We start from the raw sequence: 13997 nt of genomic DNA, 5'->3' as shown, positions 1-13997 counted from the left end.
TTTCCAGCACCCATCCCTGGAGTACTCCACCATGCGTCGCCACAGCGCCCAGCTGTCCCACCACCCCTCCGTCCTGCCCTGGCTCGGCGCCAACTACTGGTCGCGCACCGGCGGGCCCCTCATGTGGCGGAACTACGACCCGGCCGTCGTACGCGAAGAACTCGCCGTCCTCCGCGACCACGGCCTCAACATGACCCGCTCCTTCTTCTACTGGCCCGACTTCCACCCCGAACCGCACCGCATCGACGACGAACTCTGCGCCCGCTTCGACGACTTCCTCGACGCACACCACGAGCTCGGCATGGGCACCGTGCCCACCTTCATCGTCGGCCACATGTCCGGAGAGAACTGGGATCCGGCCTGGCGTGGCGGCCGCGACCTGTACGCGGACGTCTGGATGGTCGGCCGCCAGGCATGGTTCGCGAGCGAGATGACCCGGCGGTTCAAGGACCACCCGGCGGTGACGGGCTGGCTCATCAGCAACGAGATGCCGGGGTACGGACGGATCTACCAGGTCGACCCGCCGCCGTCCGACGTGGTGACGGCCTGGGCGCAGTTCATGTGCCAGGCCGTGGTGGCGGCCGGGGCCACCCAGCCGGTGTCGCTCGGCGACGGCGCCTGGGGCATCGAGGTGACCGGCCGCGACAACGGCTTCTCGTTGCGCGAGACGGACCCCTACGTGGACTTCGTCGGCCCGCATGTCTACCGCTCGGACACCGACCGACCGCGCCAGCACTACCGGGCCGCCTTCGAGTGCGAGCTGGCATCGGTCACCGGAAAGCCGGTGATCCTGGAGGAGTTCGGCCTGTCCACGGACACCGTGTCCGCACGCAACGCGGGCATCTACTACCGCCAGGCGCTGCACAACTCGCTGCTTGGCGGCGCGACGGGCTGGATGGCCTGGAACAACACGGACTACGACGACCTGTGGGAGCAGTCCCCGTACGACCACCACCCCTTCGAGATGCACTTCGGCATCACCGACAGCAAGGGACGCCCGAAGGAACCGCTGCGCGAACTGAGCGCGTTCTCACAGGTACTGCAGGCCGTCGACTTCCCGCGCTGCCGCCGGGCGGACGCGGGAGCGGCACTGGTGGTGCCGGCGTTCCTGGAGAAGGGCTACCCGTACAGCCGTCCCGCCGACCGCCCGCTGATCTTCACCTCGCTGCAGCAGGGCTACGTGGCGGCGCGCGGCGCGGATCTCCCGGTGGGCTTCGTACGGGAGGCCGACGGGCTCCCGGAGGCCGGCGACGTTCAGCTGTATCTGCTGCCGTCCACCCGGCAGTTGACCACGCACACCCGACGCGGACTCGAGCAGCGAGCCCGAGAGGGCGCGACGGTGTACCTGTCGTTCTGCTCGGGCGAGCATCCGGCCACGCGCGGGCCGTGGTTCCACGACCTCGACGGCCTCTTCGGCGTCGAGATGCAGCTGTCGTACGGGGTTGCGGAGCCGATCGAGGACGACGTCCTGGAGATGACGTTCACGGAGGACTTCGGCTCGGTGCGCGCCGGAGAGACCCTGCGGTTCCCGGTCGCGGGCAACGAGGACAGCCGCGCCTGGCTGCCGGTGGTGCCGGACGGCGCGCGGGTCGTCGCCACGGACGCCCACGGCCGCCCCGCGCTGCTCGTGCACGAGCTCGGCGCGGGCCGTACCGTTCTCGCCACGTACCCGCTGGAGCACATGGCGGCCCGAACCGCCCGGGTCAACCCGGAGCAGACGCACCGTCTCTACGCAGCGCTCGCCGAGGTCGCGGGAGCGGCGCGGCCGGTGACCGTGGACACACCGCACGTGAGTGCCGACACGCTTGTCCACGAGGACGGGCGGCGATTCGTGTGGCTCGTCAGCCAGGCCGAGGAGGAGCTGACGGTACGGCTTTCGGGCGGCGTCCCCCACGAACTCGACAGCGGCAGGCCCGTCACCGAGGTGACGCTCGCACCGTACGGGGTGCGGGTGTTCGAGCTCCGTACGGAGGCCTGAGCCATGGACATGTACAAGGACCCCGGCGCCCCGGTCCCCGATCGAGTCCGCGACCTGCTGTCCCGTATGACCCTGACGGAGAAGGTCGGACAGGTCAACCAGCGTATGTACGGCTGGAACGCCTACGAGCGCACCGCCGACGGGCACCGTCTCACCGACGCCTTCCGCGACGAGGTGGCGCGGTTCGACGGGATGGGTGCGCTGTACGGCCTGCAGCGCGCGGACCCGTGGTCGGGTGTCACGTTCGCCGACGGCATCACGGCGGCCGACGGCGCGCGGGTCGCTGACACGGTGCAGCGCCATGTGGTCGAGCAGACCCGGCTCGGCATCCCGGTGCTGATGGTGGAGGAGGTGCCGCACGGCCACCAGGCCCTGGACGGGACGGTGCTGCCGGTGAACCTGGCGGTCGGCGCGAGCTGGGACCCGGGCCTGTACCGGGAAGCCGCGGCCGCGGCGGCAGCCGAACTGCGGGCGCGCGGCGGGCATGTGGCACTGGTGTCGGCGCTCGACCTCGTACGTGACCCGCGATGGGGCCGCAGCGAGGAGTGTTTCGGCGAGGACCCGTACTTGGCGACGCGGTTGACGCAGGCGCTGGTCGAAGGCGCGCAGGGCGATGCCGGTGCCGAAGGGATGTTCGCGCCGGACCGGGCGGCCGTGGTGCTCAAGCACTTCGCGGGGCAGGGAAGTTCGGTGGGCGGACGCAACAGCGCCGCCACCGAGATCGGGGCGCGCGAGCTGCACGAGATCCACCTCCCGGCGGCGCTCGCGGGCGTGCGGGCCGGGGCTGCGGGCGTCATGGCCGCGTACAACGAGTTCGACGGGCTTCCCTGTGCGGCCTCGCGCGACCTGCTGACCGGACTGCTCCGGGAGCGCTGGGGCTTCGGTGGCCTGGTGATGGCGGACGGTTGCGCTCTGGACCGCCTGGTGCGGCTGGCCGGTGACAAGCCCTCGGCCGCCGCGCTCGCCCTGTCCGCGGGTACCGATCTGAGCCTGTGGGACGAGGCGTTCCCCGAACTGGAGACGGCGGTGCGGCGCGGACTCGTCTCGGAAGACGTGCTCGACACGGCGGTCGCCCGCGTCCTGGCGCTCAAGTTCCGGCTCGGCCTCTTCGAACGCCCGCACACCAGCGATTCCATCCAACAGGCGACGTCTGCGGCTGAGTTGAGCGAGCGCCTGGCCCGCGCATCCCTCACGCTGCTGCACAACGACGGAGCGGTACTGCCTCTCGCACCCGGCATGCGCATCGCCGTGATCGGCCCGAACGCGGACTCGGTCCCGCAGCAGATCGGCGACTACACGGCGCCGCAGCGGCCCGCGGAGGGCATTTCGGTGCTGGCCGGATTGAGGGACGCGGGCGTGGACGTGACATACGCGCGCGGCTGCGACCTGGTGGGCGACGACCGCACGCAGATCCCCGAGGCCGTCGCGGTCGCCGCCGCAAGTGACGCCGCCGTACTCGTGCTCGGCGGGTCCAGCGCACGTGAGCACGGCACGGTGTTCGACGACAACGGGGCCGCGATCATCACCACAGGCAACCCCACGGAGATGACGTGCGGCGAGGGCGTCGACCTCGCCGATCTGCGGCTCGGCGCCGGGCAGCGTGCGCTGGTCGATGCGCTTGCGGCCACCGGCACCCCGCTCGTCGCGGTCCTGGTCCAGGGCCGCCCGCACGCGGTACCTGAACTCACCCACAGCACAGGGGCGTTGATGAGCGCCTGGTATCCGGGCCCGTGGGGCGGACGGGCCATCGCTGACGTCCTCCTCGGTGCCTGCGAACCGAGCGGCCGGCTCCCGCTGTCCGTGCCGCGATCGTCCGGTCAGCTCCCCGTCTTCTACAACGCCAAGGACCATGGTTACCGCGGCTACGTGGACGAGCCGGCCACCCCGCTCTACCCCTTCGGGCACGGCCTCTCCTACACCACCACCGAGTTCGGCCCCCCGCGAATCTCGGGCGGGTTCTGCGAGGTCGAGATCTCCAACACCGGCGGGCGGCCGGTGCGCGAGACCGTGCAGCTGTACGTACGCCGGACCAGCGGCGGCACGTCCTGGCCACGCGTCCGCGAGCTGCGCGCCTTCCGCAAGGTCGACCTCGCACCCGGCGAGAAGGCACTCGTCGCCTTCCCCCTCGATGACGCCGTCCTGGCATCGGTCACCCGTTCCCTCGACCTGGCGGTCGAGCCGGGCACCTATGCGATCGAGACCGGCCCCTCGTCGGACCGCACCCGGTCCGTCACCTTCACCGTCTGACGTCCTCACCGCACCGGAGTACTCCACCATGCGTCGCCACAGCGCCCAGTTGTCCCACCACCCCTCCGTCCTGCCCTGGCTCGGCGCCAACTACTGGTCGCGCACCGGCGGGCCCCTCATGTGGCGGAACTACGACCCGGCCGTCGTACGCGAAGAACTCACCGTCCTCCGCGACCACGGCCTCAACATGACCCGCTCCTTCTTCTACTGGCCCGACTTCCACCCCGAACCGCACCGCATCGACGAAGAACTCTGCGCCCGCTTCGACGACTTCCTCGACGCACACCACGAGCTCGGCATGGGCACCGTGCCCACCTTCATCGTCGGCCACATGTCCGGAGAGAACTGGGATCCGGCCTGGCGGAACGGCCGCGACCTGTACGCGGACGTCTGGATGGTCGGCCGCCAGGCATGGTTCGCGCACCAGATGTCGGCCCGCTTCAAGGACCACCCGGCGGTGACGGGCTGGCTCATCAGCAACGAGATGCCGGGGTACGGACGCCTGGTGGGCGAGCCGCCCGCCCCGGCCGACCAGGTCACCGCCTGGGCGCAGGCCATGTGTCACGCGGTGCGCGCCGCCGGGGCGACGCAGCCGGTGTCGCTCGGCGACGGCGCCTGGGGCATCGAGGTGCACGGCCGCCCGAACGGCTTCTCGCTCCGGGAGACCGCCGAGTACGTCGACTTCGTCGGCCCGCACGTCTACCGCTCACAGAACGACCGTGTCCGCCAGCACCACAACGCGGCCTTCGAGTGCGAACTGGCCGCCGTCACCGGGCAGCCGGTGATTCTGGAGGAGTTCGGGCTCTCCTCCGACACGGTCTCCGAGGAGAACGCGGCGGTCTACTACCGGCAGAGCCTGCACAACTCGCTGCTGGGAGGCGCGACCGGCTGGATCGCCTGGAACAACACGGACTACGACACGCTGTGGAACCAGGACCCGTACGACCACCATCCCTTCGAGATGCACTTCGGCATCACGGACAACCAGGCCCGCCCCAAGCCGCCGCTCCTCGAACTCGCTTCATTCTCCGCGGTGTTGAAGGCTGTGGACTTCCCACGCTGCCGCCGCACGGACGCCGGGACCGCACTGTTCGTCCCCGCGTTCCTGGAGTGGGAGTTCCCGCGCGCGCTGCCCACCGACAAGCCGGCGATCTTCTCCTCATTGCGGCAGTCGTACATCGCGGCCCGGGAGGCCGATCTGCCGCTCGCCCTCACCCGCGAACTCGACGGCCTCCCCGAGGACGCCAAGCTGATCCTGCTGCCCTCCACCCGCCAGATCACCGCGGGCAGCCGCATCGGGCTGGAGCGCCTCGCCCGCGCAGGCGCCACGGTCTACCTCTCGTACTGCTCGGGCGAGTACGCGGAGACCCGGATGCCCTGGTTCCAGGGCATGGACGCGCTGTTCGGCATCAAGCACCAACTGTCGTACGGGATGGTGGAGCCGATCCGCGAGGACACCGTCACGCTGACGTTCACCCGCGACTTCGGGGACCTCGTGTCCGGGCAGACGCTCACGTTCCAGGTGAACGGCACCGAATTCTCCCGCTCCTACCTCCCCCTTCTCCCGGACGGCGCCGAAGTCGTCGCCACCGACGCACACGGCCGTCCGGCGCTGTTGCGGCATGCGATCGGCAGCGGCTGGGCGATCCTGAGCGCCTATCCGCTGGAGCACATGGCGGCACGGACACCTCAGGTCAACCCCGAGCAGACACACCGCCTCTACCAGGCACTCGCCGCGCACGCGGGCGTCACACGCGCTCTGACCGTGGACAGCCCGTACGTCAGCGCGGACACGCTCGTGCACGAGGACGGACGCCGCTTCGGCTGGCTGGTGAGCCAGTCCCCGACCCCACTGACCGTCAGCCCCCAGGGCGCGGCACTCCACGACCTCACCACCGGCGAGCGGCTCCGGGAGGTCGAGTTGGAGGCGTTCGGAGTTCGGGTGGTGGAATTGCGCTGACGTACCGCAGACCCTGCCCGGGTCTCTGACCCGCACCCGTCCGTTCGCTCGCCGCCCGGCAGCGGCCGGTGGTTCGATCCGGCCGGCCCCTCCCCCGGCGCCTGATGGGCGGAGACGTCACCGTCGCCTCTCCCGGCCGGACCGAGCCGGCACGGGAGAGGCGACGGGGGTCCGGGAGACCTTCGCCAGCTCACACCCGGTTGGGCCTGTGACCTGCACGCTTCTCCGCCTCGATGCGCGGGTGACCATCACCGGGTCTCCCTCGCGAAGAAGACTGCGGCCCGCTCGAGGACCTCGACATCCTCACGCAGCCTGCGGTTCTCCCGCCGCGACGCGGCCTGCTCCTCACGCTCACCGGCTGCCGGCCCGTTGCGCTCGCCCGCGTCCGCCTCGGCGCGCTTTCCCCGGTCCGCACCACGGTTTCGGCCGGCTCGAGGCCCTTGGCAACCTGCCCGGGCGAGCGGTCGCCCCGTCCGCACGGCCCGACGGTCTCCGCGTTGATCTCCTGCGGGAAACGAGGGACGAGGGCGGCGAGGCGTCCTCTTCCGCACGCTCTCCACGAGAGGCATCCTCCCGGGGCCGAACCCCGGATCGGGGTCAGGTGGTCGGCGACGTCCCGCGGATGCCGGATCCCGCGCGCGGGGACCCGGAGGTCCGGTCAGGCCGGGGCGTGCTTCACGGGGCCGCAGGCCGGGGAATCCGGGCGGCCCTCGGTGCCGCCTCCTCGTTCGGGGCCGGAGGCCCTTGCCGGACAGGACGTTCGACCCGGCAGCGAAACCAACGCCACACTGTAATGTATCCCATATGTCTGAAATATCCGGTGCTGTGAATGTGTCCGGTGACGGCGGCAACCCCTCCCCCCTCTCCGGAACGCACATTCTCCTCGGCGAACGCGACGCGGAGACCGCCGCGCGCTTCGCCCGGGCCCTGCGCGAGCACGGCGCCGCTACGGTGCACGCCGTCGACTCGCCGGAGGCGTTCCTGCGGGCCGGTGCGGGCCCTCCCGCCCCCGTACGGCTGTGGGACGCCGCCGTGTGGCACACCGGGTTCGGCGGGGCGGGCCGCTCGCTGGGCCGGTTCCTGGAGCAATGGCGCGCCCAGCACCCCGGGATCCCCCTGGTCCTGACCGACGACGCGCCCAGCGCCCGGCTGGCCGTCACCGCCCTGCGCGGCCGGGCCGCCGACCTGGTCGAGCGCTCCGACCCGGAGGGGCTGGCCGTGGCCGTCGCCCGGGCCGTCGCGGAACGGGCGGACCCGCTCGGCGTCGAGGGCTCCGGACAGAATTCGCTGCGGATGCTGGTGGTCGGCGCCCATCCCGACGACGTCGAGATCGGCCTCGGCGGCACCATCCACCGCCGCGCGCACAGCAGCTGGGACGTCACCGTCCTCACCATGTCCGGCGGCGGAAACGGCGGCGACCCCGCACAGCGCCGGAAGGAGGCGCACCGAGCCGCCGAGGTGCTGGGCGCCCGCCTCTTCATGGAGGATCTGCCGGACGGGTCCATGGTGGCCGACCGGATCACCGTGGAGGCCGTCGAGCGGGCGGTCGCCGAGGTCACGCCGGACGTCGTCGTCGTCCACTCCGAGAGCGACACCCACCAGGACCACCGGGCCGTGCACCGCGCCACCCTCGTGGCCTGCCGCAAGGTGGCCCGGCTCGCCTGCTACCAGTCCCCCTCCGCCACAGTGGCCTACCGGCCGAACCGCTTCATCGAACTGAGCGAGATCGACGTGGAGGCCAAGCTCGCCGCCATCGAGGCGCACCACTCGCAGGCCGCGAGCCGCTGGTACCTCGACGAGGACCTGCTGCGCTCCACCGCCCGCTACTGGGGCCGTTTCTCCCAGACCCGCTACGCCGAACCCCTGGAGCTCGTCCATGAGCGCAACCCCCTCCTCTTCTGAGCCGGACCTCTCGGTGCCCCTGGGCAGGCCGCCCCGGGTCCTGGTCACTGGCGCGGGCGGGCCCTCCGGCGTGTGCTTCCTACGTGCCCTGGACGGGGTGGCCGAGCGGTACTCGGCGGACCTCGATCCCAACGGCGCCGGTCTCTACCTCGTCCCGCGCGCCTACCGGATGCTGGTACCGCCCGGGGACGCCCCCGGCTACGCCGAGGCGGTGCTGCGCCTGTGCGCGCGGCACGAGATCGACGTCCTGGTGCCGACCGTGGACGCCGAGCTGGTGGCGCTCGCCCGCGCGGCCGACGCCTTCGCGGCCGCAGGCGTGCGGGTGCTGGTCTCCCCCGCCCAGGCGCTGGAGACCTGCCTGGACAAGTGGCGGCTCGCCGAGGCCTGCCGGGGGGCGGTGCCGCTGCCGGACACCCGGCTCGTCGGCGCCCCGGGGGCGGCGGAGCCGGCGGGTGGCTTCCCGGCGATCGCCAAGCCGCGCACCGGCTCCGGCTCACGGGGCATCGTTCTCGTCCGCTCCGCCGAGGAACTGGCCGGACTGCCCGCGGACGGGTCCTACCTGCTCCAGGAGTTCCTGCCGGGCACCGAGTACTCGGTCGACGTGCTCACGGACGCGTCAGGACGGGTCGTGGCCGCCGTGCCCCGTGCCCGGGACAAGACGGACTCGGGCATCGTCGTGGCCGGCCGGGTACTGGACCTGCCGGAGCTGTCCGCAGTCGCCGAGGACACCGTCCGCACCCTCGGGCTGCGCGGCGTCCTCAACGTCCAGGTCCGCGAGGACCGGGCGGGCAAGTCCGCTCTTCTGGAGGTCAACCCCCGCCCGCCCGGCGGCATGTCGTTGACGGTGGCTGCCGGGGTGGACATGCCCAAGTGGGCGGTCGCCTCGCTGCTCGGCATGGAGCTGCCGGACCAAATAGCCCACCGCGAGACCGCCGTCGTCCGCCATTGGCAGGACGTCGTCCTCGCCCCGCGCGAACTCGGCGACATGGGCGACGTCACCGAGGCCGCCCCGCCGGACGCCGATGGAGACCGGAAGGCGGCGGCGTGAGCGGCTCGGCGGCCGGGCGGGCGCCGGCAGGGTCCGGCCTTCTGCGCACGGACCTCCACACCCATACCGACTTCTCCGACGGGCGCGACACCCTGGCCGCCGTCGTCGGCGCCGCGGCGGACGCCGGGCTCCACACGCTCGTCGTCACCGATCACGTCCGCGCCGACACCACCTACCTCCCGGCCTACGTCGCGGCCGTCCGCGCGGCCCGCGCCGCCGCGCCGCTCAGCCTGGTCTGCGGGGTGGAGGCGAAGATCCTTGACACCGAGGGCCGGATCGACCTCCCGGCGGATCTGACGGGCATCGAGCACATCGCGCTGGCCGACCACCGGTTCCCCCTGCCCGACGGACCCGCCCATCCCGATACCGTACGGGCCCTGCTCGACGAGGGACGGCTGACACCGCAGGAGGTGCTGCGGATGCTCGTCCGGGCGACGGCCCGGGCGGTGGAGCGAGTCCCGGCCGGACGGACCGCCCATATCGCGCACCTGTTCAGTGTGCTGCCCAAGGCCGGGCTCGATGAGGCGCTCGTGGACGGCCCCCTGCTCGAACCCCTGGTCCGGTCCGGCCGCGCCCACGGCATCACGGTGGAACTGAACGAGAAGTGGCGGTGTCCGTCCGTGCGCACGGCCGGGCTGCTGCATCGCGCCGGAATCCGGCTCGGGGCCGGCAGCGACGCCCACCGGGCCGGGGCCGTGGGCCGCTTCCCCTGGGTCGGGGGCGCGCTCGCGGACGTCATGACGAGAACGGCCACGACGGAGCAGCCGTGGATGTCCTGAACCAGATCCTGCACGTCGTGACGACCGTCCTCGTCCTCCTCGGGGCGGTTCCGCTGGTCGTCGCGATCGTCCAGTTCCTGCTGGTCGGCCTCCAGCGCTTCCGGCACCTGTACGAGGACCGGCCGTCGTACGTGCCCCGCACCGCCGTCCTGATTCCGGCCTGGAACGAGGCGCTGGTACTCAGCTCGTCCGTCGAGGGGCTGCTCGCCATGCGCTACCCGCCGGACCGCGTCCGGGTCGTGGTCGTCGACGACGCCAGCACCGACACGACACCGCAGGTCATGCGGGAGCTGATGGCCCGCCACCCCGGACAGGTAGTACACCTGCGCCGGAGCGACGGCGGGCAGGGCAAGGCGCATACCCTCAACCACGGGCTCGCCCACGTCCTCGACGACGACTGGGCCGAGGCCGTGCTCGTCATGGACGCCGACGTCGTCTTCGACCGCGACGCCCTGTTGCGGATGACCCGTCACCTCGCCGACCCCGACGTCGGCGCAGTCACCGCGTACATCAAGGAAGGCAGCGGCAAGCAGGGCAACTACCTGACCCGCTACATCGCCTTCGAGTACATCACCGCACAGGCCGCAGCCCGCCGCGCGCAGAACGTCCTCGGCGTCGTCGCCTGTCTCGCCGGCGGGGCGCAGTTGCACTCCCGGGCGAGCCTTGAGGCGATCGGCGGCCGGATCGACACCTCGACACTGGCCGAGGACACCGTCACCACCTTCGAGACCCAGCTGACCGGCCGCCGGGTCGTCTTCGACGGGCACGCCACCGTGCTCGCCGAGGAGCCGGGCGACCTGGCCGGGCTGTGGAAACAGCGGCTGCGATGGGCGCGGGGCAACCTCCAGGTGACCCACCGCTACCGGCACGTGTGGTTCCGCCCGTGGAAGCGGCGGGAGGGACACCGGCTCGGCTCGGTCCTTTTCGGGCTCATCTGGTACTCGCTGCTCGCGACCCCGGTCCTGCTGACAGCCTGCTCGGCCTCGCTGCTCTACCTCTACTTCACCGACTCGGACCGCTCGTGGGAGATCTTCCGCTGGCTGTGGGCGATCAACCTCATCTGCTATCTGCTCATCATCCTGATGTCGGCGGTCGTGGACCCCGCCACCTTCCGGCGGTGCTGGCGGGAGGCGCTGATCTACCCGGGAATCGTCTCCACCTGCATCCTCGTCGTCACCGCGCTGTCCGGGACCTTCGCACCGCTCCTGGAACAGGCCGGGCTGATCACGGACGACGGCTCACCACAGCTCCTGATGATCGTGGTCTACGCCTGGATGGGCCTCGCCCTGCCCCTCGCGTGGCTCGCGAAGCTGCTCTCCGGAACCCGGATGCGGTTCCTCGCACCGGTACTGCTGCACCTGGCGGGGTACGGCTCGCTGCTCGCAGCCTGTCTGGTGGCGGCCTGGGTGCAGGAGCGGCGGAACGCGGAACTGAAGTGGGACAAGACCGAGAAGACCGGGAAGGTGGCGACAGGACGATGAGGGAGGCGGAACCCGGGGAGCCGGGGCCGGAGAAGGAACTGGCGCGGTACGTCGCGGAGCTGACCGAGCACGACCGGCGCAGTGACCGGCGGCTGCTGTGGTGGGAACTGCTGGCGGTGCTGTTCGTCGCCGCGCTGCTGACGGCCCGTGCCCTCTGGCCGGCCTGAGCCCTCACCCCAGGAGGAAGGGGTTGGCGCCCTGGGCGGCGAGGGCGAACCATGCCGTCGTGCCGGTGTGAAGGCTGGCGTACAGGGTGTCGCCGTCTCCGGTGCGCAGCCCGTCCGAGGAGGCGGCGACGATCCCGTACCCATCGGCGTTCGGAGCGTCGGACTGGGCCGAGCGGAGGCCGGCGAGGAGCCGTCCGGCTCGCGCCCCGTCGCCGTCACCGCCCCGCCGGCGCAGGGCCGCCGCCATGTGGGCGGTGCCCTCGAACCAGACCTTGGAGGTGTCGGCGTCGCTGACCGAAACCCCGCTGAATCCGCCGTCCTCGGCGGCCAGGTGGGTGAGAGCCCAGTCCAGCGAGCCGGTGTGCCGGGCGTCGCCGGTCGCAAGGAAGGACCAGCTCTGCGGGTCCTCCGGGACCGGCGAACGGTTGACGGTGGCTCCGTCCGTGCCGGTGCCGGTCCAGAACGCTCCGCCTTCCGCGTTCCACAGGGCGTCGAGGAAGCCGGTCGCGACGGCCGACCTGCCGGCCCACACCCGGTCGCCGGTCACGTCCGCGAGACCGCGGAAGAAGGCAGCGACATCGATGTTGTGCTCGGTGGACTTCCAGGTGAGCGCGGAACCGGAGGCGAGGATGCCGCCGGTGTAGCCACGGGTGCCTGATGTGGCGCCCGTGTGGTCCTGGATCCACTCGGCGAGCCGCAGCGCGCCGCTCCGGTAGGTGGCGCCGCCCGTCGCCCGGTGGACGTGGAGGAGGGCCAGGCCGGTCCACGCCTGCGCGCCGGTGAACGAGTCGGCAGCCAGGACGGCCGGCAGTCCGTCCGCCGCGCTGACCTTTCCCGAGGCGTACGACTGGCGGATCCGGCCGTCACCGGCGGCGTCGTCCTCCTGGAGGGCGAGCAGTGTCCCGGCCAGGACTCCGGCCCGGTGCAGGTCCGCGTCCGTCCCTCGCGCGCAGTAGGCGATCACCGTGAGCGCGACATCGTAGGTGAAGGCCACGGTGGAGTGGTGACTCTCCATCCAGCCGCCGGTATAGCTGCGCGGCAGTCCCTGCCGGGTGCCACCCGCCGCCTCGTCGACCCGACGGTCGAGAAAGGTGTAGGCGCGCGCCAGCGCCTCCTCCTCATCCACGGCGTCGCTTCCCGTCGCCGGTGGAGCCGGCACATCCGCCGCGCCCGATGAGCAGCCGCCGAGCACCACCGCTGCCGTTCCGCCCATGACCGCTGCCGTGAACCCGCGGCGGCTCACCGCTCCGCGCCAATTCCTTGAAATACCCATAGGTCACCACATAGATCATCCTGCCCCTTCCCGAGCGCTGACACGCGGGACGTGGGATGCGGGAGGATCGCCTGATCATCGCGGTCCGGAGCCGGGGCGTGCTCGAAGCCCGGCGGGCGTCGGCCACGCGAACGACCGCGCACGGGTGGGGACCCCCGATGCAGTGATAGCCCGCACGCTGTTGTCAGCACCCCCACAGGGCCGCCATCCCGAACCGCTGGGAGACGAACTCACAGACCTGCGCGGGATCATCATGCATGTCATCGAGGAGACCGCGCGTCACGCCGGGCATCGGATATTGCCCGCGAACTGCTCGACGGAAGAACAGGACTTGGACCGCGCTGAGCACCGGCCTGCAGCCCGGGCCGGAACAGGGCCTCGGCGCGCTCCGCTCAAGTCCGGAAACGACAGCCGCCACTCACAGCACGCGCAAAGCCTGGTCGGCGTCACGTTCACGCCTGGCGAGCGCATGCAGCACGGCCTGATCGCCGTGCCGGTCACGGGCGGCTGCGACAAGGACATCTACTGCAATGGCAAGGGTGGGTTCGGGCGTCTGGTCCTGGGCGCCCACGCTCAGAACCAGGTCATCCAGGTGCACTGCCAGCTCGACGCACCGGGTTTGGAGGTAGCCGTCGAGCAGCATTTCCTCTCCGGGCCGGTGGAGGACGGCCACTCGCCGATCGGCCGGCTCCCGGCCCAGCCGTTGTGCCAGCCTCTGCCACGCAGCGCGTGCCTGCTCAGCCACGGCGGCGGGGCCGGCGGTCGCCGTCTCCTCGCTCCGTGCACGCACGCCGACGTTGAGTGCGGAGTCGGGCAATGACGTGCCGACGAGCCTCGCGTAGTAGCGCACCGGCGATACCGGATCCGCGCCGGAAATCTCGCCATCGAGAAACCATTCGACCTGCAGGACGCTGCGCGCAAGGTGGCCGGCCAGTCCACCCACCGTCATCCCCGGCAGTACTGACTCCTTGTCCCAGCAACGCGCCACCTCTTCCGTGGCCAGCAGACGCACAGCCCGCTCGGCGCCCAGCAGGTATGCCTTGCGTATCTCCTCAGTCATGCGAGCATCTTGCCCACACCTGGATCGCCACTCCCGAGCCGTCCACATGGTGGAGCCATTGACCAGAATATGAACAAGCGATCGGGGTCGAGCCCAGGCGTC

General features: G+C 71.5%; 10 protein-coding genes and 1 pseudogene. 9 read left to right on the top strand and 2 right to left on the bottom strand.

The features are described 5' to 3' along the window. The first annotated feature begins 31 nt into the window (after positions 1-31). The 8 genes from ACIQMX_RS11230 (at position 32) to ACIQMX_RS11195 (ending at position 11562) form a co-directional block, all read left to right on the top strand. Positions 32-1978 carry a cellulase family glycosylhydrolase gene (locus ACIQMX_RS11230; protein WP_402476696.1) on the top strand — a complete coding sequence of 649 codons (1947 nt, stop codon included), beginning with the start codon at positions 32-34 and terminating at the stop codon, positions 1976-1978. Positions 1979-1981: 3 nt separating this feature from the next. Then, positions 1982-4225 (top strand): glycoside hydrolase family 3 N-terminal domain-containing protein, encoded by a 2244-nt coding sequence (locus ACIQMX_RS11225; protein ID WP_402476694.1) that lies wholly within the window; start codon positions 1982-1984, stop codon positions 4223-4225. 28 nt (positions 4226-4253) lie between these two features. Next, a complete protein-coding gene (locus tag ACIQMX_RS11220; protein ID WP_402476691.1) occupies positions 4254-6185 on the top strand; it encodes a cellulase family glycosylhydrolase in 1932 nt (643 codons plus the stop codon). A gap of 804 nt (positions 6186-6989) precedes the next feature. After that, positions 6990-8087 (top strand): PIG-L deacetylase family protein, encoded by a 1098-nt coding sequence (locus ACIQMX_RS11215; protein ID WP_363072016.1) that lies wholly within the window; start codon positions 6990-6992, stop codon positions 8085-8087. Continuing rightward, entirely contained in the window at positions 8062-9135 is a 1074-nt protein-coding gene (locus tag ACIQMX_RS11210; protein WP_402476688.1) for an ATP-grasp domain-containing protein, read from the top strand. Before ACIQMX_RS11215 ends, ACIQMX_RS11210 begins: the two co-directional genes overlap by 26 nt. Continuing rightward, positions 9132-9914: a PHP domain-containing protein gene (locus ACIQMX_RS11205; protein WP_402476685.1), complete on the top strand. Its 783-nt coding sequence runs from the start codon at positions 9132-9134 to the stop codon at positions 9912-9914. The genes ACIQMX_RS11210 and ACIQMX_RS11205 overlap by 4 nt, the downstream gene beginning before the upstream one ends. Next, entirely contained in the window at positions 9902-11395 is a 1494-nt protein-coding gene (locus ACIQMX_RS11200; protein WP_402476682.1) for a glycosyltransferase, read from the top strand. The genes ACIQMX_RS11205 and ACIQMX_RS11200 overlap by 13 nt, the downstream gene beginning before the upstream one ends. Continuing rightward, on the top strand, positions 11392-11562 hold the full coding sequence (locus tag ACIQMX_RS11195; RefSeq protein WP_363072008.1) for a hypothetical protein: 171 nt from the start codon (positions 11392-11394) through the stop codon (positions 11560-11562). Before ACIQMX_RS11200 ends, ACIQMX_RS11195 begins: the two co-directional genes overlap by 4 nt. Before the next feature lie 4 nt (positions 11563-11566). Here ACIQMX_RS11195 and ACIQMX_RS11190 read toward each other — a convergent pair whose 3' ends face one another. Continuing rightward, positions 11567-12805 carry a hypothetical protein gene (locus tag ACIQMX_RS11190; RefSeq protein WP_363072006.1) on the bottom strand — a complete coding sequence of 413 codons (1239 nt, stop codon included), beginning with the start codon at positions 12803-12805 and terminating at the stop codon, positions 11567-11569. Here ACIQMX_RS11190 and ACIQMX_RS11185 point away from each other — a divergent pair. Further along, a pseudogene (locus ACIQMX_RS11185) lies at positions 12774-13067 on the top strand (hypothetical protein); the annotation flags it as partial. The gene ACIQMX_RS11190 and the pseudogene ACIQMX_RS11185 sit on opposite strands and share 32 nt — an antisense overlap. Before the next feature lie 186 nt (positions 13068-13253). Here the strand turns inward: ACIQMX_RS11185 and ACIQMX_RS11180 are convergent. Beyond that, on the bottom strand, positions 13254-13895 hold the full coding sequence (locus tag ACIQMX_RS11180; protein ID WP_402476678.1) for a maleylpyruvate isomerase N-terminal domain-containing protein: 642 nt from the start codon (positions 13893-13895) through the stop codon (positions 13254-13256). Positions 13896-13997 lie beyond the last annotated feature (102 nt).

Source organism: Streptomyces sp. NPDC091416, from assembly GCF_044756845.1.
Classification (GTDB): Bacteria; Actinomycetota; Actinomycetes; order Streptomycetales; family Streptomycetaceae; genus Streptomyces.
This window is presented reverse-complemented; position numbering and strand designations above follow the sequence as displayed.

Coding starts and splice junctions, on each gene's coding strand:
- ACIQMX_RS11230 (WP_402476696.1), top strand. CDS start 32: ATGCGTCGCCACAGCGCCCAGCTGTCCCACCACCCCTCCGTCCTGCCC.
- ACIQMX_RS11225 (WP_402476694.1), top strand. CDS start 1,982: ATGGACATGTACAAGGACCCCGGCGCCCCGGTCCCCGATCGAGTCCGC.
- ACIQMX_RS11220 (WP_402476691.1), top strand. CDS start 4,254: ATGCGTCGCCACAGCGCCCAGTTGTCCCACCACCCCTCCGTCCTGCCC.
- ACIQMX_RS11215 (WP_363072016.1), top strand. CDS start 6,990: ATGTCTGAAATATCCGGTGCTGTGAATGTGTCCGGTGACGGCGGCAAC.
- ACIQMX_RS11210 (WP_402476688.1), top strand. CDS start 8,062: ATGAGCGCAACCCCCTCCTCTTCTGAGCCGGACCTCTCGGTGCCCCTG.
- ACIQMX_RS11195 (WP_363072008.1), top strand. CDS start 11,392: ATGAGGGAGGCGGAACCCGGGGAGCCGGGGCCGGAGAAGGAACTGGCG.
- ACIQMX_RS11180 (WP_402476678.1), bottom strand. CDS start 13,895: ATGACTGAGGAGATACGCAAGGCATACCTGCTGGGCGCCGAGCGGGCT.